This is a genomic window from Candidatus Poribacteria bacterium (genome assembly GCA_016866785.1).
GTDB lineage: Bacteria > Poribacteria > WGA-4E.
Genome location: VGLH01000042.1, coordinates 1 through 20,854 on the forward strand (window position 1 = coordinate 1; position 20,854 = coordinate 20,854).

Sequence of the window (20,854 nt, forward strand, 5' to 3'; positions counted from 1 at the left end):
TCGGCTCATGGGCGAGCTCGTCTGGGCAGCGGACCCGGACCTGTTCCGCCAGACCTTGAGGTTCCTTTTCGTTCAGGACGAGGATTTCGCCGCCGATGACGATGAGGTCGACGACGACGATCACCAACCTGGCACGAGCGAGGACCCGGGAACCGATCTCGACAATGACTCCGTGGACGTTCTGCTCCCACCGGCGACGAAGCGGAAACCGTAATCCATGCCAGGGCACGTGGTCAATCTCGCGGAGACGGAGGAGCCCTTTCTCGCGCGCGCAGTGCGTGCGGGCATCGAATCGGGTGGACTGTCGAACGTTCAGATCGAGGAGATCACACGCGGTATCGGCGCACTGGCGTCGGTGCGCGCCGACGCGCTCGTTCTGATCTCGCCGGTCGGAACGATCGGCTCCGTCGCCCTGCAGTCGGCAACGGCGCGCGTGAGCATCGGTCTGGAGGCTTGCGCCGGGTCCCTCGACCAAGGGGTTGCGCTGCTCGCCGGAGAGGGCGTAACGAGGCTGTACGCCGAGGGCGACAGGCGTCTGAACGTGGTCGTCGCAAGGGCGGTCCAGGTCCGTGAGTCGCTGCACTTTCGGAACCCTCTCTCGCCTCCGCTCAGGGCGATTGACGAGCTCGACCTGCTAAACGGGATCGAGGACTTGGTCGCACGGGACATTGTCCAGTGCAGAGTCAGTGTTGCTGCGCCCGTGCCCCGGTTCACCGACGTGGCGCAGTCGATGCCCATCGATCACCTGGATCGACTGACCGTTGCTCACGCGCAGCTCGACGCCTTCGCGGCGCGCGTGGATCTGTTCTCTGCTTTCCCGCCGCACGAGCTCTTCATCCGAGACTACCCCACGGACGAACTGGGTGATACGGCGCGCATGGTCCTCTGTCGCCTCTGGGTGAGGTTGGTCACCGGCGCTGGTTCGCCGCTTCGTTTCGATGTGACGCCTGAGCAGGTCGAGATGGTCTTACAGGACTTGAGACCGGAGGTCTTGGCTTCACTGCGGCGCTGGAACCACGACTTCATCCGCTCTCATGTGTCGGGACCGCACGCTGCTGGCGCTGTCGAGTACATGGACGCCGTCCTGGCGACGCTGCCGGACTCGCTCGAAATGCTCTGCTGACGCAGGGCCCAGGCGATCCAGGACGCGCCTTGAGAGCCCTTCGCGGGTCGTGCTACCATGCCCGCGAACTCCGCAACGAACATCGACTTGGGGTCATCCGGGTGCCAGCCACATTTTCCTTTCCAACGCGTGTCGTGTTCGGCGCCGGAGCCCTGAGCGGGTTGCCATCGATCGTGGCTGAGTGGTCTCCGTGCCGAGTCCTGGTTGTGACGGACCCCGGCATCACGGCGATCAGCCTCCACACGCCTGTGTGCGACCTCCTCACTGCCGGCGGAATCTGCTGGGACCTGTTCGACTCGGTCGACACCAACCCCATCGAAAAGAACGTCGATGAGGGTACGGCTGCCTTCCGCGATGCCGCGTGCGACTTCATCATCGGCTTGGGCGGCGGCAGCGCCTTGGATGTCGCCAAGGCGATTCGACTCCGCGCCACGCACGACCTGCCGCTGCACGAGTACGACGAGCTCGTCGAAGGGTGGAAGAAGACGCACGGCGGAGTACCTCCGATGTTGGCGATCCCCACTACAGCCGGGACCGGAAGCGAGGTCGGCCGCAGCGCCGTCATCACCCTCGTCGCCACGGGTCGTAAGACGGTGCTCTTCAGTCCGCATCTGATGCCGAATGTCGCGCTCCTCGATCCCGAAATGACCGTCGGGCTGCCGCCGCGTCTCACCGCCGCAACCGGCATGGATGCGCTGACGCACTCGTTAGAGTCGTACCTCTCGATCAACTTCCATCCTTTCTGCGACGCCGTAGCTCTGCACGGGCTGCGGCTGTGCGGCGAGTATCTGCCGCGCGCAGTCGAGAATGGAGCCGATATCGAAGCGCGAGGCATGATGCTGCTCGCTTCGTCGATGGGCGCGACGGCGTTCCAGAAGGGGTTGGGGGTCGCGCACTCGATGGCGCACCCCTTGTCGACGCTACACGGACTCCATCACGGGCTGGCGAACGCGATCGTTCTCCCAACGGCGCTTCGATGGAACGCCGGACACGCGTCGAGGAAGCTGTCGGATGTCGGCAAGGCGCTCAGCCTCGAACTGGATCGCGTCCCGGACCGAGACGCCGCAGACGTGACCATCGACTGGATCGAGAACCTGTCCCGCCGCGTGGGTATTCCTCGAAGCCTTTCGGAAGCCGGCGTGAAGGACCCCGACGTCGAAACGCTCGCCAGGGCGGCGCACGCGGACGGTTGCCATTGGACGAATCCGCGTCCTGTGACCGCCGATGATCTCCAATTCCTGTACCGCCAGGTTCTTTAGGCTTCGTTATTCCCATCGAGAAGCTCTAGACGATTCGTCCCGGGCAAGGCGGGCAAGGCACGAGACGAGGAGGCGCGCAACGCCATGATGAGTCATCGCATTGGGAAGAAAGGAATCGTCGTGTGGGCGGTCGCCCTGTTGGCGATCGCCGTGATAGCTCCGCTTGGCTGCGCTTCGAAGAAGCCGGTCGTCCTGCTAGAGGCGACTGGCGATGACGGCTTCGAAGCCGACGACATCATGGGCGCTCCGACAACAGCGGTCGACGACGAACAGGCCGTGGCAGAGCTTCCCATCGGGCGAGATCCGCGAGTCGATCAGCTCGAGGCGGATGTCGCGAAGCTGCAGGTGGAGGGCACGAAGGTCCGCGAGCAGGTAGCGGCACTGACCGGACGTGTGGACCGCGTTGAGACGACGCTGAACGCGACCCAGCAGCAGGTGTCGCAACGGTTCAACAACTTCGACGCGGAGTTGGCGCGGGTCCGAGAGGCAGTCAGCGCCGCCAAGTCAACCGCTGAGGCGAAGCCAGCCCGCGACATGGAGGGCGAGGTCGCCATGGCGGTCGATGCATGGCGGCAGTCGTGGCAGCAGGCGGACCTGAACGGGTACATGCGCAAGTACCATGCGAACGCCCAGATTCTCCGTATCAATGTCGCCAACGGAGGCAAGTTGGCGGAGCGACGTCTGACGACTGGCCAACTCAGGACTCGCATGGCTCAGCTCATTCGACAGTACGCGCGCATGGAAGTCATCGTCCGCGACTTCCGCGTCGCGTCCGACTCAAACCGGATGATCGCCACGTTCGAGCAGGAGTTCTCGGCGTGGTCACGTCCCCGAGACCTCCGACCGAGGTACTCCGACCGGGGCATCAAGACGCTGGTGTTCGTGCAGAATGGCGGCACGTGGCAGATCATCAGCGAAAGCTGGAGCCCGCTCCGAAAGTGAACGAGTGGGAACACGGTCCGGGAGATTCGGCGGATCCCGCCTCCGCCCTCCCGGACCGGTTCGTCGTCGCCGACGGCGACGATGGGTCGCGCCTCGACGTCTACCTCGCAGCGCATGTGCCCCATCTGTCCCGGTCTCGCCTTCAGCAGCTCATCGGCGATTCGCACGTCCAGGTCAACGAACGCCCAGCGAAATCCAGCCTACGCCTGCGATCCGGCGATGTGATCGGTCTGCGGCTGCCGGAGCCGCGCCCATCCCATCTATCTCCCGAACCCCTTCCCCTCGGCATCCTGCATGAGGACGAAAGCATCATCGTCCTCAACAAGCCGCCAGGGGTCGTTGTCCATCCTGCGCCGGGAGCGCGCACTGGAACGCTGGTCCATCGCCTGCTGGCGCATTGCCCAGACCTCGGTACCATCGGCGACTCGATCCGACCCGGAATCGCCCATCGACTGGACAAGGACACTTCCGGAGTGCTCGTCGTCGCCAAGGACGAGGCTTCGCTTCGGTCCCTCCAGGAGCAGTTCCGCAGGCACACCGCCCGGCGAACCTACTCCGCGATCGTGCGCGGCGTACCGCCGCCATCGGGGGTCATCGACGCACCGCTGGGCAGAAGCGTTCGCGACGGCAAGCGAATGGCTGTCGGCGGTGTGAGCACCCGCGACGCGGTAACGCGATTCACCGTCGCGGAGGCGTTCGCCCATGTCGGCTCGGACCGCGGCTATTCCCTGCTATCGGTGAGTCTCGAGACCGGGCGAACCCATCAGATACGCGTCCATCTGAGCCATTTCGGGTTCCCCGTCGTTGGCGATCCGACCTACGGCGGTAGAACCGGCGCAGACTTTGAGGCGCATCCGTTGCTGGCTCCAGCCCTCCATCGGACAGATCGCCAGATGCTCCACGCGCGCGAGTTGACACTGGTTCACCCGAGTACTCTGGTCAGTATGACATTCCATGCACCCGCGCCAGCGGATTTCGTCGAGTTCTTGACGCTCCTGCGTTCCCTGTCGGGCTCCGCCTCCTGAGCCCACATCCGCATTCGGCGGCGTCGACTGCCGCATATTGACGGTGGGTGATCGCGGGTATATAACATCCGCATCCGTCCTGCCGCGGTCTGCGGACGACCGGTGTTCCATGCCGATGCCCTCCCACCGTAGGGACCACCGATGCAGCGACGCCGTCGGAATGCGCCACGATCACACGGTCAGTTGCCCAGGGACTGGAAGCAGTCTCTCGGCAAGCCGACGTTGCGTCGGTCGAGGCTGCCCATCGAACAACGCCGACACAGGCGAACGCTGGCGTGGCAGAGCGGCTTCGCCGTGGTCGTCGCGTTGTGCCTCGGAATCGGGATACGCCAGTGCGGCATTCGGCGCGACGATGAACACTGGGCGCGGGCTGTGGCGGCCATCGAGTCCGAATCAGAAGGACGCCTCGCGACGGTCGCGGACTACATCTCCGCACACTCGGACGGACGACACATCGAGGACGCACACTACCACTACGCGCGACTGTCGCAGGAGCTCGAAGGCTGCGCGACGGCTCGAGATGCGTGGCTGCGCGTCTTGGTCGGGTCTGACCCGGAACGATCCGCTGAGGCGTGCGTACGACTGGGCGACTGCGCCTTCGAAGCCGGCGACCTCGATGCAGCACTGAACCAGTACGCGGACGCCACGCGGCACGCCCCGCAATCGCCTTGGGTGGCGTGGGCGTCTCTCGGAGTGGGGCGAGTCGCACAGGCACGAAGCGACATGGACACGGCGCGCGATCGATACCGGACAGCGCTGAGAAACGCCTCCGACACACAGTTGGTAAGCGTGGCGGCGCGTACGTTGGGTGCCATCGACCTGCTCGCATTGCAGACCGAAGGCGGAGCGCAGCGTACGGTGGTCTCGGGCGACAGCGTGGCGCTGATCGCATCGAGAGCCGGCTTGGCAATCGCGGACGTCGTAGCGCACAACCCGTGGCTCGAAGACCCCAACCGACTGGATGTCGGAGACGTGTTGCGCCTACCACCCAAGGACCTCTCGCTCGAAGTGGATGTGTCGGGCAGATGCATCCGGCTCATGCGTCGCGGCGCGGTTGTACGGTACTATCCAGCAGCGGTGGGCGCGCCGGCAACGCCGACGCCAGCCGGGTCGTTCTCGGTGCGAGCTGTCCGTGTCCTGAGCGCCGATGGACCCGGGCCCGCTCTGATCGAGTTGAACCTGCGCGGCTTCGGCATCGCTCCGGGCGCAGCGCTCGATACGCTGCGAACCGCGTCGACTTCTGGACGCGTCATGATCGCCGACGAGGATTGGTCTGAGCTCACTCGCTGGGCAAGACCAGGGATGCCGGTCCGAATCGTCCAGTCGACCGGAGAGACTCGATGGGCGTACGGTCTCCAGTCGAACTGATCGTTGGGCAGCGGCAGAAGGCATCGAGAGGTCAGAGCATGGCTCCGTTTCGAGCAATCCACACCATCGTTCTGAAGCCCGAGGTGGACAGCCTGGAGTTCGAGCGCTTCATGTGCGACGAGTTCATACCGGCAACACTCGAGCTCGATGGCTGTCTCGATGTCCAGTTGCTTCGAGGGTATCGCGGCAGCCTGCCAGGCGTCGCCAAGGCGCGGGTCGACTACGCGTGGATATCGCTGTGGCGCGACATCGACAGCAATAACGAGGCATGGTCTCGACACGGCGAGCACGCGACGCCGGATGGTCTGCGCGGGCCGCAGGCAAAGCTACTGACGTATGGTGCGACGGTGACTCTCATCGGCGGCTTCACGGTCGCCGCAAACTCAGAATAGGTCTCCACCAACCGAATGGATTCAGAGGAGCCCGCAATGCCGAAGTTGAAGATCGCGATTGCCGGCGTTGGGAACTGCGCTTCGTCCCTGGTTCAGGGGCTGCACTACTACCGCGATGCGCGCGATGGCGAGTTCGTGCCGGGGCTGATGCACGTACGCTTGGGCGGCTACCACATCTCGGATGTCGAGGTCGTCGCGGCGTTTGACGTCGACGATACGAAGGTCGGCAAGGACCTGAGCGACGCCCTCGTGGCTCCCATCAACAATACGATCAAGTTCTCCGACATCCCGCAGACCGGCGTGATGGTTCAGCGGGGCGAGACGTTCGACGGCTTGGGCAAGTACTACAAGCAGACGATTCGGGAATCGGAGTCGGTTCCCGTGCGCGCTGCGGACGTACTCGCCGAGAGCGGAACCCAGGTGCTCGTCAACTATCTGCCGGTCGGCAGCGAGCGCGCCGTGCGTTGGTACATGGAGCAGGCGCTCGAAGCCGGTGTGGCTGTCGTGAACTGCATGCCGGTGTTCATCGCCAAGGACGCGCGATGGAGCCAACGGTTCGCGGACCGTGGTCTGCCCATCGTCGGCGACGATATCAAGGCTCAGGTCGGCGCAACGATTGTTCATCGGGTTCTCGCGCGCCTGATGAACGACCGAGGCGTCAAGGTCGAGCGCATGTCGCAGCTCAATGTCGGCGGCAACATGGACTTCATGAACATGCTCGAACACGAGCGGCTCGAGTCCAAGAGGATCAGCAAGACGGACGCCGTGGTGTCCCAGCTCGACTACAAGATCGAACCCGAGAACATCCACATTGGGCCCAGCGACTACGTGCCGTGGCTCCAAGACCGCAAGTGGTGCTACCTGCGCATCGAGGGCAGGGAGTTCGGCGACGTGCCCGTGAACATCGAGCTCAAGCTGGAGGTGTGGGATTCCCCCAACTCGGCGGGCGTCGCCATCGACGCGATCCGCTGTGCGCAGCTAGCGCGTGATCGCGGTGTGGTCGGCGCGCTGATCGGTCCATCGGCGTACTTCATGAAGTCGCCGCCGATCCAGTACACGGACGCCGAAGCCTTGGATATGGTAGAGAGCTTCATCGCAGGCAGATAGCCGCGCGAGGTGGGCGAGAGCGCGCCGGCGCGCGCTCCCATTGCGCCCGTCACCTGGTGCTGTTACGATGGGTTGACGCTGAGGATGGGCGTGAGGGTGTTCATGTGAAACGAGTCTACTGGATCGGCATCATCGTCCTGCTGGTGGGAGGCGGGGTCGCGACAGCTCGCTTCTTCCAGCAGACCGAGCACGGCAAGCGCCAGCAGGCCATCGAAGAGCTCGAACACCTGATGTTCGCGCTGGACCGCTATGCCAAGGACAATGGGGACTATCCTTCCACGGATCAGGGCATCGCGGCGCTATGGGAATCGCCCGTCGGCGCACCCGTGCCGCCGAACTGGAAAGGACCCTACATCGACACGCCGGTGGTTGCCGACCCGTGGGGCAACCCGTACGCCTACCGCCGTCCCGGAATCCACGGCACGTTCACGTATGATCTGCTGTCATACGGCTCCGATGGCGTCAGTGGCGGACGTGGCGATGCCGAGGATATCGTCTCGTGGCTCCGTCGAGACGAGCTCTGATTGGTCCCGCCGTTCCTTCCTGAGATCCGACAGCTCGTGAGTGCATGGGCTTCCTGAATCCGTTTCTGTTGTTCGGCGCGTTGACGGCTGCCGTACCGCTGCTCATCCATCTCTGGAGCCGTCGGCAGGCGGCTACCGTCGAGTTCAGCACGCTTCGCTTCCTGCTCGAAGCCCACCGAAAGACGGTTCGCCGACTACAGCTCGAGCAGTGGCTCCTATTGGCGTTGCGGGCACTAGTCCTAGTCCTCGCGGCTTTGGCGCTCGCCAGACCGATCCTGCACGCCGGCGGCTGGCTCGCTACGACTCGCGATCCTGCGGCGGTCGCCATCGTGCTCGACGTCTCGGGCAGCATGTCCTACCAGGGAGCTACTGGCGTACGGATGGAGCTCGCGAGGCAGCGAGCGGACGACATCGTCCGATCCCTGGAAACGGGCGATGAAGTCGCGCTGATCCTGATGTCGGATTCGGCGGATTCTTTGTTCGAGCCCCCGACGACCGAGCTCGCGGACGTGAGGCAGGCGATTCGTTCTACCGAAGTCACCGCTCGATCCACTCGACCCGAGGCGTCCATCGAACTGGCATTGTCGCTACTCGATCGGTCGTCGCTCCGGCACCGCGAGCTCTACATCGTCAGTGACTTCGCGCAAACCGGCTGGGATTCGCTCGCGTTGGATACCCAGGACGTGAAGACGTACCTGGTTCATGTCGGCGACGCTGAGACCGCGAACGCGAGCATCGTCTCGGTTGAGTTGAGCGCCCCGCAGCCCGTGGTCAATCTGCCCTCCAAGATCGCCGTGAAGGTACGCAACTGGGGAGACGCCGCCTTCAGCGACCGAACGCTCGAACTACTCGTGGACGACGAGGTGAGAGCATCCAGGGTCGTGCGGCTGCCCCCGAGATCGGAGATCGTGGAACACGTTTCTCACACGTTCGATGCTGCGGGAACCCATCGGATCGTCGCGCGTCTGGCTGAGGACCGGCTGTCCTCCGACGATACACGGTCGGCAACCGCCTCCGTCCAAGGCGATCTCGACGTGTTGGTCACCGGCTCCGGCGAGCTCTACATGGCTTTGGCGCTGGACCCTGAACGCCTGCAAAGCGTCGAAGGTGGGGCTGCCATTCGTCCATCGACGGCTCCATCCTCCGCCTTCGCGCAGCTCGACCTATCGGCTCGCGACGCCGTGGTCTTGGTCGACCCAACGCTGTCGGACTCGCGTGACGTCGATCGCATCCGAAGCTATCTCATGGCTGGCGGCACGTGCATCGTCTATTTGGGCCCCTCCGCCTCTCCTGCTGCCGTTGGAGCGGCTCCGTGGATGCCGGTGGAGTCCGAAGGCATCACGCGTTACACGCCTCCCACCAAGCTGAGCCTGGGCGCTTCGCCTCAGGGAACGGGTCTGACATCGGCGGCGCACCCGCTTGCCGTGTTCGAGCCACAGTCATGGCTCCGCCGCACATCGCCTGACTTTCAGGCAGCGCATCGCCTAGGCGCGCGCGACGGTTCCGATGTGCTCGCGTCGTTCGCCGATGGGAACCCAGCCATCGTAGCCTCTCAGTTCGGGTCTGGACGCGTGATCGCCGTCAACACGCCGGCGACGGGTCGCGAATGGTCCAATCTTCCGGTTACGCCGTTCTTTGTGCCGCTTGTCCAGCAGCTTGTATTCCACGGCACTCGCGACCTCTCGCGCCCGAAGTCGTCCCTCGAAGTCGGCGATGTCTACACAAGGCAAATGGGCGCGACGGACCCCGTCACAGTCGCGGTGACCACGCCTCGCGGAGACACCCGGACGATTCCCCGTTCGGAGGATGGGGCGTCGATATCCTTTGCCGACACGGGCGACCCGGGGATGTATCGGTTGGGACCCGGTTCCGGCGGCAAGGCGTCCGCGTTTGCCGAATGGTTCACGGTCGCCTTCCCAGCCGACGAGTCGGACCTCAGTCCCGCATCTCGCGAGATGGTCGCCGCCGCGTTGCGCGGGGGCGCCACCTGGCTCGACGCCACGACGGATGGCGTTGACCCGGACGTGTCGGCAATCCTGCGCGAGCGGCGATCCGGGCGCGAGCTGTGGCGTCCTCTGATCTTCGCGGCACTGGCTCTCCTGCTCATCGAGTCCCTGGTGTCCCACCGGATCGAGTCGCGCAAAGACAACCTGCCGAGTTCGCCGGCGCCAGCCCGCGGGGCATAGCGGAGTACGCCCGTGCGTCCAGCCCAGACGGTCGACCGCCAGGGTTCATCGCGGCTCATCCTCGTGACTATCGCGCTCATGCTGGCGCAACTCGCCATCGCGGTCGGCGATGCCGACGCCCAGAGCCGCGACCGGAGCATCCTTCGCCGAGTGACCGTGTCAGGCAACGCGCTGTTCCGCGCTGAGATACGCGAGGGTCTGTCGCGCCTCGAGGGCGTTCCCTACAGCGAAGATGAACTGCGCACCGAGCTCGGCCGGCTGATGGGTATCTACTATGACGCCGGCTATGCGTTTGCCCGCGTCATGGAGCTCGTGCCGCGTGTCCTCGACGATGGATACTACGTGGGCGTGACCGTGGACGAGGGCAGGATCGGTTCCATTGTGATCCATGGCTTGCGAAAGACGCGCGAAGACGTCATTCGGCGGCAGTTGATGCTTCAGCAGGGCATGATCTACCACGCCGAAGACGCCGTGGAGAGCGAACGCATCTTGCGCTCTCGTTCCTACCTCGGCGACGTGCACATCGCCGCATCGGCGGATCCCAACACAAACGCAGTGACCATCGAGGTCTGGGTTGACGATCTCTGGTCGTTCGTGCCGCGCTTCCGTGTGGTCGACGCGAACGACTCCAGCCTCTCGGACCTGCTCGACGGCGATATCGGCTTTCAGGCAACGGTGGCGGACTCGAACGTGTTTGGGTCCGGACAGGCGTGGGTAGCCGGCTACCGATGGGACACGACAGGCGTCGTGTCGGACGGTAGCGTCACGTCAGGCGGTCGCGGGCGTATCAGCCTGGCGATGGTCGATCCGAACGCGTTCCAGTCTCGGTGGCAGATGGAGGCGCGCTATGCGCAACTGACGCGAACCGACCGCGAGTCGTGGGAACTCCGGCTCTCGCATCCCTTCTACTCGCTTCGCACACGATGGGGCTTCGACTTCCGCGCCGTCGAGAGCGCCGTCTTCGACCGCGTGCGGGAAGGCGAAGTGCTCGTGCGGGAATGGGAGCGTCACTTCAAGGCTCAGTACGCTGAAGCCACTCGATCCGTTGGCGCGCCTCAGAATCAGCTCCGATTGTCGTTCTGGGCGTACCACCGCGATACGGACCACGTGCTACGGTTCTCGGCCGTACCGACGGTCAAGGGCTCAACGGTATGGGCGTCTGCGCGAGGCGAAGACCGGCTGCGGTTCTCACCGAGCTCCGTGCCCCTGCATTCGGAATACCTGGCTGGGATCGACGCGACATGGCGTCGAGTGGAGTACGTCCAGGAGCGCAACGTGAACCGGCTGGGCAGAATCGAGGACATCGGCATCGGTACCGCCGTCACGGCATCGCTCGGCGGCGGAGCCCGCGTCGCTGCCAACATCCGCGACGAGTTGAGACCGGCTTTGAGGGGGGCGTTCGCCTATCGCCAACCCTCCGGTCTCCTGTGGGATGGAGATGCGTCGGTGTCGTCGTCCTATGTCGTCGCTGGCGACTTCGGCACGCCGACGGGTCACGAGAACACCATCGTCCGAGCTCAATCGCGGGTGTTCCTGCGTCGGCAAGCGTCCCACGCGGTCGTTGCCCGTTTGGAGGCGACTTTGGGCAGCCGAACCACAGACGACTTCTCTCTCGTCCTGGACGACCTGCGGGGCGTGCGAGGCTACGGACGCGACACGTTCGGCGGTACACGCCGGGCTGTCGCCAATCTGGAAGCCCGCAGGACGCTGCTGACGTGGTTGGGCGTGCTCGTACAGACGGTCGCCTTCTATGACCATGGGTACATATGGAGCCGCGGACTGCGACTCGATGATCCGAAGCGGTCGGCAGGAGTCGGAGTGCGGTTCGCGTTCCTGAGGTTCGCGGAGTCTCCCATCGTCCGCGTCGATGGGGTCTACCGATTCGATGCCTCCGACGAAGGATGGGCATGGAGCATCGGAACCGGACAGCAGTTCTAGTCGCCGCGTCCGCGTACTGCGGCATGCCCGAACCTCGCCGAGCATGCCGCAGACGGCCTCAGGCAGGTGCGGAACCGGTCAGCTAGTAGGAGAGCTGTAGCTGAACCAGCGCGCTCGAACGCGCATCGCCGACGGCGGGCGTCGTTCTGACGAACTCGGCGGTCGCCTTGCAGGTCTGCCCCTTGCTGCCCGGGTAGACGTTGATCCCTACGCCGATCTCCGTGTCATCATTGGTGGGGGTCTTCACGTCGTCTGCCAGCGTGAACTTCTCGAAACGCACAAACGGGTGGAGGTTCCCAACCACGGGAGCCGCCTTGCGGAGGTAGAGACTGCCGATCCCGAGCAGGTACGTGCCGGTATAGCGCGTGTCGTCCTGATCGATTGACGCGAAGTCTACCTCGCCGATGACGATTGTCGAATTGCCGACCGGCATCGCGCAGTAGGCATCGCCGACGATCCCGAAATGGTCGACGCCCGGCTCGAAGTCCGGCAGGCGATCCGCCGCGACGCCGAGCGATAGCACGCGCTTGCCGTCAATCGTCGCCATGGAACGGTAGAACCCAGGGTCCTTGTCGATCAGATCGAGCGTTACCCGTCCGGCGATCCGAAGGCTGCTCTTGGGAACCCGGTCACCTGCGTCCATGACGGCGATCCTGTATTGCACCTGTCCGCCGTTGATGTTGCCCATCAGCATGGCGCCATCGTCTCGCGCCACTCGACGTCCCGGCTGGATGCCGCCGAGTTGGAACGTGGGCAGGTCCATGCTATGCAGGGAGCCCGTGGAGGCAGTGCCGACTTGACGGAAGAACGGAACCAGCATGCGGCCGACGAGGAGCTTCGCCTCCGGCGCGAGTTGGATCCCAACCCATGCGTCGCGGACGGCGAGGCCCGATCCGAGGCCGATGTCCGGCGAGCTCACGCCAGCGCGTCCTGCGCCATCGGCGGCAAGCGTCGCGGCATACTCGTAGCGCTTGTCGATGTTGCCGTTCATCAGCAGGTAGGCTCGCCGCACCTCGAAATCGATGCGGGCGTTGTCGGGATCGCCGCCTTTCACCGTGTCGACTTCCAACCACAAGGCGCGGGTCTGAACGCGCAGACCGATGTTGAACGTCTTCGAGTCGTCAATGCGGAGCTCCGCCCCTGTTGCCATCCGGGCGGTCAACAGGGCGACGGCGCACGTAGTCAACAACACCCCGACACGATGCGTGGATTTGGGCATGACATCAACTCCAGTTCGGTGCTCGCGCATGGCTGTCGCGGCTGGGCGTCCTCACCCAGTCGAATGCACAGGACGCAACCCACCAATGCATAGCCTGAGCCCGCACTGATCCCAAGGGAAGTGGAATGGAACGCGACTGGCAGTGCGCATCGGGACGCTAGCCGGCGGCAGCGACGCGCTCGAACGCGGCGTACATTCGCTCGATGCCGGATTGGAGCTCGGATGCAGTGATCACCAATGGAGGGGACACTCGGAGGACCTTTCCGGCGAGCGGACCCAGCAGATGGAGGCCCGATCGGTAGCATTCGACCACCATGCGGTTCGCGACCTCTTCCGCAGCGAGAGCGCCTACGGGCCCCGCTTCGATGCCCCAGACGAGACCTTCGCCTCGAATCGCTGCCACGAATGGGAACCGGTCTCGGAGCCAACTCAACCCGTCGCGCATCCTGGTCGACATCTCGCGGCAATTCGCGACGATCGGCTCGGACTCGAACACGTCGAGTACAGCCAGGATGGCGGCGCAGGCTCGTGGGTTTCCGCTGTACGTATCGGACGCTTCGCCGTAGTGCAGCGAGTCGATCAGCTCAGGGCTTCCTACCGCAGCCGCGATGGGCTCCCCGTTCCCAAGCCCCTTGCCGAGCACCACCAGATCGGGCTCGATCCCGTGCTTCTGAAAGGCGAATAGTTCGCCGGTCCTGCCGTGGCAGGATTGAACCTCGTCGAACACAAGGATCACGTCGTGTTGCGTGCACCAGTCGCGGAGTAGCCTCATGTACCACTTCGGCGGGTGATACGAGCCCGCAGCGCCCAGGTACGGCTCCGTGATCAGCAGCAGGAGATTGCCTCGTTCCTGACGGGCGAGAGCCTCGAGCTCCGCTTCATACTTCGGTTGCAATGTCGCCTGCTGTGCCTCCGCTGCCTCCACCAGCGACACATCGCGCACCTCCTCCATCGGGAACGAGATGAAGCGGACATCCGGGTTCGGGCTCGAGCTGCCGGTGACGTCGCCTGCCAAGCCCTTCTTGCCGTGGAACCCGAATCGCGTGGCGACGAGAATGCGCTTGTCGGGTCGCGCGTGTTGAGCCGCCCAGATGGCTTTGATGATCCCCGCCGAGCCCGAGTCCGCCCAGAGCACCTTGGTCAGGCGCGGGCAGTTGAGACTGGAGACGAGCCTTCCGGCAGCCTTGGGTTCCAGGGGCGTGATCGCGTTGTAGCAGTTGCGGGGCGTCCCAGCCGCATAGCGAGCGTATGCCGACTCGAATCGCGGATGGTTGTGTCCGAGATTGGCGACCAGGACTCCCGACGTGAAATCCAGGAGCCGGTTGTCGTCAAGCGTCTCGAGCCAGCAACCTTCCGCGCGCGCAATGACCGCCTGCGTGGGCGTGAACGTCTTGTGGGCAGACCCGACGTACTGCTCGAGCTCGCAGCGGAGCGCGTTCGCACGAGGCTCCTCCGCGTGCTGGATCGCCGTAGTCCTTGAGGGCATGGGTTCCCCTACACGGGTCGCGAGTAGATGACGTGGTTCGCGCCGATGGGATCGCCCACCTCGACACCGTGCTTGCCGAACGTCGCCGTGACCGGCGTGCCGCGCCCATCGGTCAGGTAGTGCGCGTTCATGTCCCGAACCCGCTTCGCCGCCTCGATGATCGCGACAGACAGCCGACCTTCGTGGGCATTCGGGTACGTTCCACGAAGCGTCTCGATGCGCTCGGAGCCGGCGTCGCGTCGGAGCATCGCCAGCAGGCAGGCGACCAGGCTGTCCTTGCCGTAGCCGACCATCGACTTGGAGCCGTCCGGACGCGAGACGAGACGAGTGAAATGCGTGTTCGTGGTGCGAGAGCCGCCGCCTGCGATGGTGTAGCGCAATCCGCGGTACTGGCTGTCCGATTCGATCTTCCCGCGAGCGGCGACGATCTCGCACTCCTGGTTCACCGGACCCTCGAAGTCGCTGGGGTTGATCCAGTGATTGTTGAACTGGACGTGGAGCCCGTTGTCGAAGACGACGCTCACCTGGACTGCGTCGTAGGCGTCGATACCGAAGTCGTCGGCGAGTCGGCGCTTCTGACCGATGGCGTGCAGCGAGGCAGGCTTGGTCTTGAGGTAGTGAATGAAGAGATCCGTCCAGTGGACACCGACGTAGCTGAAGGGATCGCTTCTGGTCGCCCACTTGAACGTGCTCGTCGAGACTTCGAGCGGCTCCTCGAGCACAGCGCGACCGTACAATGGAGCCCCGAGTCGGGGCAGGAGCTCCGTGAAGATGTGCAGATGGTCGGGGTCGTAGCGCTTGTGCATGTCGAGACCGACGAGGCAACCGGACTGGCGCTCTGCCTCCAGAATGGCATCCGCCTCGGCAAGAGTCAGCGTCATCGGTTTCTCGACGACCGCGTGAACCCCCCGCCGAAGCGCAGCCAGAACCGGTGCGGCGTGCAGATCGTCTGGCGTCGCAACGGAGAGCACGCGCAGGTCGGAGAAGTCCGAGAGCACATCCTCCCAGGGCGCATCGCCGTAGTAGGCGCGGGGCGTCTTGCCTGTCCAGGCGGCATACGTCTGGGCGGCACGGGACGCGCTGTCTGGCGACCGAGTCGCCACTGCCACGAGCTCCCATCGCACGTCTGAGAATTCGCGGGCGAGATCGTCCATTCCGATCCTGCCCAAGTACGGCGCGATACCGCACCGTTCCAGGTCCGCGTAAGTGCGCAGATGCACGTCCGCACCGAACATCCCCGCGCCGACCAGGGCGATCTGCATCACGCGAGGGTTCATGTGGGCTCCGCCGCCGTTGTAGCGCGGGGACGAGGACCGAAGATGGCTGAGCCGATCCGAATGATCGTCGCGCCTTCCTCGATGGCGGTTACGTAGTCGCCGCTCATGCCCATAGAAAGGTGCGCGAACGACACGCGTGGCAGCTTCCACGAGCGCGCCGTCTCTGCCAGGGTGCGCAGGCGTTGGAATGACTTACGGACCGCCGCCTCGTCGTGCGTCAACGGCCCGATCGTCATCAGCCCTTCGACACCCACATGACGGCATTCGGATGCGAAATGGACGAGCGTCTCGAGGTCGCCCGGCGACGCGCCGAACTTGGAGGGCTCCCCGGATGTGTTCACCTGCAAGAGGACGCGAGGCGTCATTTCGAGCGCCTCTGCCTGGCGGTTGATTCGGTCCAGCAGACGAACACTGTCGACGGACTGGATCCAGTCGAACAGCTCGACGGCTCGCTTGACCTTGTTCGTCTGAAGGTGCCCGACCATATGCCAGGTGACCTGTCGGCCCAGCACTCCGATCTTGGGGTCTGCCTCCTGGACCTTGTTCTCGCCGACGTGCTGAATCCCCGCTGCGATGGCGTGCGCGATGGACTCGCAGGGAACCATCTTCGACACGGCGACGATGAGAACATCGTCGGCGCGCCGGCCCGACCTCGACGCTGCGTCGGCAACCTTCGACTGCAGATCCGACAGCCTGTCGGCGATGGGCATCACGGCGACTGTCCTGGCGCTGGTCCATGGCGCACGTCTGGAGGCGCATCCTACCACTCGGCCATGGCACGGACAAGGGAAAGGCAGGCGATCAACCGTGACGCCATATTGCCAGAACCGTTGCGCTCTCGGTCACGTTCATCCATGTGAGGGCTGGGGCTTGCCATCGGTCGTGCCTTGTGAAGTTCCAGTCGGCGCACTAGAATACGCTGAGCCCGACAACCCGCATCGCGCCACGGCGCGGGCAGGCAGAGGCCGACGAAGGCACCATGCGCCGTAGGGAGGGAGCCATGGCGATCCCGCAGGACATGTCCAGGACGATCAACACCAAGCCCGGCGTTCTCTACGCTGTCGCGGCGGGGGCGTTGCTTGCTGCTCTGCTCCTCAGCGGTTGCGCGACCACGACCGCGCCGATTGCTCCCGCCACGGAAAGCGTGTCGGAAGATGCTCCCTGGGGTTCGCTGATCGCTCAAGCCAACGCCGCGTTGCTCGCGGGAAGCTACCGTCGTGCTGTGTCTCTGTTTGAAGCATCGTTGTCGCAGCAACCACGCAACGCAGACGTGCTCTTCAAGCTCGGAGAGCTCCACGACGTGCTCGGGGACCCCGCGCGAGCACGCCGCCGGTTCATGGAGGGTCTCCAGTACGCCGAATCAGCCTCCGCCAGAAGCTATGTGGCGTATCTGGATATCCAGGGCGAGCAATACGACTCCGCACGCAGGCATCTCGAGCTGGCGCTGCAGACCAAGCCAGGCGATCTCTATGCCCTGACCTTATCGGGGGTTTGCCACCAACAACTCGGGGACCCCGAGAAGGCAATCGAGCTCTTGGCACAAGCCGACGCTCTTGATCCCGAAGGAACACGGCCCGAGACGCAGAACCTCGCCTACTACCTCGGCATGTCGTATCGCGATCTCGATGATCTGGACAACGCGATTGCCGCCTTCGCGCGAGCAGAGCTCCGCATGGTGGGAGACCCCAGGCCCATCGAAGCCCAAGCGGCGATGTTCGAGCGCGCCGAGGAATGGGAGCAGGCGAAGGACGCCTACGAACGCGCCTTCGCGTTCGACACCTCGAACACGGACCTTCTCGCTCGGGCTCAAGCTGCGGAGAGGCGGCTGTCCCAACAGACGACGCATACCGAGGATGTCGAGCCGGTTCCTGCTGTCTCCATCCTCTCAGATGACATCCAACCGGTGATCGACGCCGCCGCCGAGGCTGACAGGTTCGCCGGCGAGGACGCCGTGATCCTGCTGAACCGATCCGAGCACGAGATCCTTCCCGACGGTCGCTCGCGATTCACCACACATCAGCTCGTCAAGCTCCTTGGACGCCGAGCGTTCGCCGACTATGGCGAAATCGCGATCCCATTCAACGCGGTCTCGCAGAACATCGGGGTCAACATCGCGCGCACTATTTTGCCGACCGGCGAGATCGTTGAGGTCGCGGAAGACGGCTTCCACGACGTGACGCCGCCGGAGTCGCTCACCTTCAATCTCTACTCCGACGTCCTGTGGAAAGTCGTCTCGTTCCCGGCTCTGGTCGAGGGCGCGATCGTCGAATACCAGGTCACCGTCGAAGACGCCTACGGAAGTGGGGACACCGGCAACATATGGTTCTGGGGAGGGATGGCGTTCCAGTCCAAGTACCCGACGCTGAGAAGCGAATACGCCCTTCGGGTTCCGAAGGACGTCGCCTTCGCGCACAAGCTCTACGGCGACGGCGCGAATGTGTCGATGGCTCAGGAGTCGTCAGTCGACGGGCCCTTCCCGACCGCGACGTATGTCTGGTCGCACGGTCCTAGCGAGGCGTTCGACTCGGAACCGAACGCGCCGCCGATGGACGGGCTCCTTCCTCGACTGGCGTTCTCTTCCGTGTCCTCATGGCAAGTGCTGACCGACTGGTACAACGGACTGCTGTCGGACCGAGTCGTGAGCGACGGCGCTGTGTCCGAGGCAGTCGCTCGGGTGATCGGCAACGCGAGAAGCCAAGAGGAGCGCGTGCGGGCAATCGCCTACTTCGTGGCGCAGGAACTGAGGTACGTCGGAATCCAACTTGGGAAGGGAGCGTACCAACCCCATCCGGCGCCCGAGGTGCTGCGACATCGGTACGGCGACTGCAAGGACAAGGTCGCGCTCCTGATCGCCATGCTGCGATCCATCGGCGTCGAAGCCTATCCAGCGCTGATCGCGCCGGGCCCCGGCGAAGATGTCGATGTCAGCCTCCCGACCCTGGCGTCGTTCAGCCACATGATCGTCGCGATCCCGGACGGCGATGGGACCTACGTCTGGTTCGACCCGTCCAACGACCTCGTTCGGTTCGGCGAGTTGTCAGCGCGGAACCAGTCCCGAACCGCCCTCGTTCTGAAGCAGGGCGAGGCAGAATGGGCGATGACGCCAACTGCCTTGGCAGACGACAACCGCTACGACTGGACCGTCAGCATCGACTTGGAGCCAGACGGTCGGTTGACCGGACACGAGACGCTCGTCGCAACCGGCACACACGGAACCGATGTGCGCGCCATCTACCAGCCGATTGCCCCGTCGCAGTACCGGCAGTTCGTCGAAGCATCGCTGTCGTCCGCGTACCCCAGCTTGCGCGTCGGTGATGTCGTCATCGCGCCGATCATGGACCTCGAGCGACCGGTAAGCGTCGCCGTTGACTTCACAGCCGACGCGTACGGCTTGCGGTCGGAGAGCGCCTGGATCGTGCCCATCCCGTCGGCGGGTCTGGAGGAGTACGCGGCGCTGGGGGCGAGCGATACGCGAAGTCAACCACTCGAACTGGGAGCTCCGAACCAACTGACGCAGTCAGTGTCCATCGGTGTCCCGGACGGCTATCGCGTAACCCATCTGCCGCCGCCGGTGTCTTTCCAGAGCGACTTCGCGCGTCTCACGCGGCAATACCGCGTCGAGGGAGATCGGGTCAGATACACGCTCGACTTGACCATCGCCGAGCCCTCCGTATCCCCCGAGCAGTACCCGCAAGCCCGCGAGTTGTTCGCGCTGCTGGCGCGGGAGAGAGCTGCCCAGTTCGTACTGGAGCAGGCTCCGCTCCCTCAGCCGGTCGTTGAGGTACCAGGTCAGGAGCCTGAGGAACCCGTCAAGCCGCAAGTCGTGCCACCGGTCAGCGAAGTCGCGGTCGAGAGTCCTCCCGCAGCAGCACCAACGCCGGACGGAGAGATCACGGAACCACAAGCCGTCGTCGAGGCGACGTCGCCAGTCCCTGCTGTCACCGACGCCGAGCCCAAGGCGGCTGAACCCAAGATGCCAGCCGCAGCGCCTGAACGTCCGTCCGCGCCGACGGACGGACGCACGGCGGAGATTTCGGCGAGGATCGAGTCGTGGCGCACCGCCTGGGAGCGTCGGCGTCTGCGCGACTACCTCGCCATGTACGCCGAAGACGCGGAGATCCGACGATACTCGAAGGCGCAGTCGCCGAGTCAGCCCGGCGAAACCGACCGGCTCGTGTGGGACGTGCTAAGCAAGTCAGACCTGTCGGATCACATGGGATACATGCTTGGGAGGTATCGACGGATTCGGGTTGCCATCGACCGCATCCGGGTCGTCGAAGCGATGACCAACGACGATGCCGTGACCGTCGAGTTCGTGCAGGAGTTCCATGCGTGGACCGCGCGCACGGGCGAGCAACCGACCTATGCGGATTGCGGGATGAAGCAATTCCGGTTCGTCATGGGCGACTCAGGCTGGATGATCGCTCAGGAACGGTGGGCCCCGCTGGCTCCGTTCCAGCCGACGGCTGCGGCGATGCCAGGAGGCGGCGCGACGGTCACTGGATCCAGCGCCGTCGGATCCGCTCAGGAAAGCCAGATTCGCGAGCAGGTCGAGCGGTGGCGTGCCGCGTGGCAGAACGGCGACGTTGACACGTACCTGGCTTCCTATGCGCGCGATGCCATCATCGAGCGGTCGACCGTCCAGCCGGACGGAACCATCACGCGACAACAGCTCAGCCTACCGAGCCTCGCTTCGAGGGTGCGCACGCTGCTGACCCGGTACAGCCGCGTCGATGTCGAAGCGCTTCACTTGCAGGTATCGCCAGACGGCGAACGAGCGGATGGCGCCGTCGCTCGGTTCGAACAGCATTTCCGCTCCTGGCGCAGCGCAGGAGCGGGCGATCCCTCCTACAGCGATCATGGCGTCAAGACGCTGGTGTTCCGACGCAATGCAACGAGCTGGCAGATCCGCCGCGAATCGTGGCAGCCCATCGTGATGGACCTCGCCACCGACCAGAAGGCATACGCGGTGACGCGCTAGGTTCGCATGAGGTATCGCATCCGGCGG

Annotated in this window: 15 protein-coding genes; 11 read left to right on the forward strand and 4 right to left on the reverse strand. The window is 64.5% G+C overall.

Features of this window, described 5'->3' with window-relative positions:
* The first annotated feature begins 217 nt into the window (after nucleotides 1–217).
* The 10 genes from FJZ36_07920 to FJZ36_07965 all read left to right on the forward strand — a co-directional run bounded on the left by FJZ36_07920 (nucleotide 218) and on the right by FJZ36_07965 (nucleotide 11,864).
* Complete coding sequence (locus FJZ36_07920; protein MBM3214824.1) at nucleotides 218–1,123, forward strand: hypothetical protein; 906 nt, start codon at nucleotides 218–220, stop codon at nucleotides 1,121–1,123.
* Between the two features lie 95 nt (nucleotides 1,124–1,218).
* The gene (locus FJZ36_07925; GenBank protein ID MBM3214825.1) at nucleotides 1,219–2,382 is read left to right on the forward strand and encodes an iron-containing alcohol dehydrogenase; all 1,164 of its coding nucleotides are present in this window, start codon (nucleotides 1,219–1,221) and stop codon (nucleotides 2,380–2,382) included.
* Between the two features lie 84 nt (nucleotides 2,383–2,466).
* On the forward strand, nucleotides 2,467–3,324 hold the full coding sequence (locus tag FJZ36_07930; protein ID MBM3214826.1) for a hypothetical protein: 858 nt from the start codon (nucleotides 2,467–2,469) through the stop codon (nucleotides 3,322–3,324).
* A complete protein-coding gene (locus FJZ36_07935) occupies nucleotides 3,321–4,349 on the forward strand; it encodes an RluA family pseudouridine synthase (protein MBM3214827.1) in 1,029 nt (342 codons plus the stop codon). The genes FJZ36_07930 and FJZ36_07935 overlap by 4 nt, the downstream gene beginning before the upstream one ends.
* 141 nt (nucleotides 4,350–4,490) lie before the next feature.
* Nucleotides 4,491–5,717 carry a tetratricopeptide repeat protein gene (locus FJZ36_07940; GenBank protein ID MBM3214828.1) on the forward strand — a complete coding sequence of 409 codons (1,227 nt, stop codon included), beginning with the start codon at nucleotides 4,491–4,493 and terminating at the stop codon, nucleotides 5,715–5,717.
* A gap of 38 nt (nucleotides 5,718–5,755) precedes the next feature.
* Nucleotides 5,756–6,109, forward strand: coding sequence for a hypothetical protein (locus tag FJZ36_07945; protein ID MBM3214829.1), 354 nt, complete (start codon nucleotides 5,756–5,758; stop codon nucleotides 6,107–6,109).
* Nucleotides 6,110–6,145: 36 nt separating this feature from the next.
* The gene (locus FJZ36_07950) at nucleotides 6,146–7,216 is read left to right on the forward strand and encodes an inositol-3-phosphate synthase (GenBank protein ID MBM3214830.1); all 1,071 of its coding nucleotides are present in this window, start codon (nucleotides 6,146–6,148) and stop codon (nucleotides 7,214–7,216) included.
* Nucleotides 7,129–7,740: a type II secretion system protein GspG gene (gene gspG, locus FJZ36_07955; GenBank protein MBM3214831.1), complete on the forward strand. Its 612-nt coding sequence runs from the start codon at nucleotides 7,129–7,131 to the stop codon at nucleotides 7,738–7,740. Before FJZ36_07950 ends, gspG begins: the two co-directional genes overlap by 88 nt.
* Before the next feature lie 44 nt (nucleotides 7,741–7,784).
* Complete coding sequence (locus FJZ36_07960; GenBank protein ID MBM3214832.1) at nucleotides 7,785–9,926, forward strand: VWA domain-containing protein; 2,142 nt, start codon at nucleotides 7,785–7,787, stop codon at nucleotides 9,924–9,926.
* Nucleotides 9,927–9,938: 12 nt separating this feature from the next.
* Nucleotides 9,939–11,864: a hypothetical protein gene (locus FJZ36_07965; protein ID MBM3214833.1), complete on the forward strand. Its 1,926-nt coding sequence runs from the start codon at nucleotides 9,939–9,941 to the stop codon at nucleotides 11,862–11,864.
* A gap of 82 nt (nucleotides 11,865–11,946) precedes the next feature.
* Here the strand turns inward: FJZ36_07965 and FJZ36_07970 are convergent, their stop codons facing one another.
* The 4 genes from FJZ36_07970 to FJZ36_07985 all read right to left on the reverse strand — a co-directional run bounded on the left by FJZ36_07970 (nucleotide 11,947) and on the right by FJZ36_07985 (nucleotide 16,556).
* A complete protein-coding gene (locus FJZ36_07970; protein ID MBM3214834.1) occupies nucleotides 11,947–13,113 on the reverse strand; it encodes a hypothetical protein in 1,167 nt (388 codons plus the stop codon).
* Between the two features lie 127 nt (nucleotides 13,114–13,240).
* Nucleotides 13,241–14,569 carry an aspartate aminotransferase family protein gene (locus FJZ36_07975; protein MBM3214835.1) on the reverse strand — a complete coding sequence of 443 codons (1,329 nt, stop codon included), beginning with the start codon at nucleotides 14,567–14,569 and terminating at the stop codon, nucleotides 13,241–13,243.
* Between the two features lie 8 nt (nucleotides 14,570–14,577).
* Complete coding sequence (locus FJZ36_07980; protein MBM3214836.1) at nucleotides 14,578–15,846, reverse strand: Gfo/Idh/MocA family oxidoreductase; 1,269 nt, start codon at nucleotides 15,844–15,846, stop codon at nucleotides 14,578–14,580.
* Nucleotides 15,843–16,556: a YggS family pyridoxal phosphate-dependent enzyme gene (locus FJZ36_07985; GenBank protein ID MBM3214837.1), complete on the reverse strand. Its 714-nt coding sequence runs from the start codon at nucleotides 16,554–16,556 to the stop codon at nucleotides 15,843–15,845. Before FJZ36_07985 ends, FJZ36_07980 begins: the two co-directional genes overlap by 4 nt.
* Before the next feature lie 269 nt (nucleotides 16,557–16,825).
* On the opposite strand from FJZ36_07985, the gene FJZ36_07990 reads away from it, so the two are divergent.
* Nucleotides 16,826–20,827, forward strand: coding sequence for a DUF3857 domain-containing protein (locus FJZ36_07990; GenBank protein MBM3214838.1), 4,002 nt, complete (start codon nucleotides 16,826–16,828; stop codon nucleotides 20,825–20,827).
* Nucleotides 20,828–20,854 lie beyond the last annotated feature (27 nt).

What these genes read in the sequence shown, in the direction of transcription:
- FJZ36_07920 (MBM3214824.1), top strand. Translation starts at nt 218, where the DNA reads ATGCCAGGGCACGTGGTCAATCTCGCGGAGACGGAGGAGCCCTTTCTC.
- FJZ36_07930 (MBM3214826.1), top strand. Translation starts at nt 2,467, where the DNA reads ATGATGAGTCATCGCATTGGGAAGAAAGGAATCGTCGTGTGGGCGGTC.
- FJZ36_07940 (MBM3214828.1), top strand. Translation starts at nt 4,491, where the DNA reads ATGCAGCGACGCCGTCGGAATGCGCCACGATCACACGGTCAGTTGCCC.
- FJZ36_07945 (MBM3214829.1), top strand. Translation starts at nt 5,756, where the DNA reads ATGGCTCCGTTTCGAGCAATCCACACCATCGTTCTGAAGCCCGAGGTG.
- FJZ36_07950 (MBM3214830.1), top strand. Translation starts at nt 6,146, where the DNA reads ATGCCGAAGTTGAAGATCGCGATTGCCGGCGTTGGGAACTGCGCTTCG.
- FJZ36_07960 (MBM3214832.1), top strand. Translation starts at nt 7,785, where the DNA reads ATGGGCTTCCTGAATCCGTTTCTGTTGTTCGGCGCGTTGACGGCTGCC.
- FJZ36_07970 (MBM3214834.1), bottom strand. Translation starts at nt 13,113, where the DNA reads ATGCGCGAGCACCGAACTGGAGTTGATGTCATGCCCAAATCCACGCAT.
- FJZ36_07975 (MBM3214835.1), bottom strand. Translation starts at nt 14,569, where the DNA reads ATGCCCTCAAGGACTACGGCGATCCAGCACGCGGAGGAGCCTCGTGCG.
- FJZ36_07980 (MBM3214836.1), bottom strand. Translation starts at nt 15,846, where the DNA reads ATGAACCCTCGCGTGATGCAGATCGCCCTGGTCGGCGCGGGGATGTTC.
- FJZ36_07985 (MBM3214837.1), bottom strand. Translation starts at nt 16,556, where the DNA reads ATGCCCATCGCCGACAGGCTGTCGGATCTGCAGTCGAAGGTTGCCGAC.
- FJZ36_07990 (MBM3214838.1), top strand. Translation starts at nt 16,826, where the DNA reads ATGCGCCGTAGGGAGGGAGCCATGGCGATCCCGCAGGACATGTCCAGG.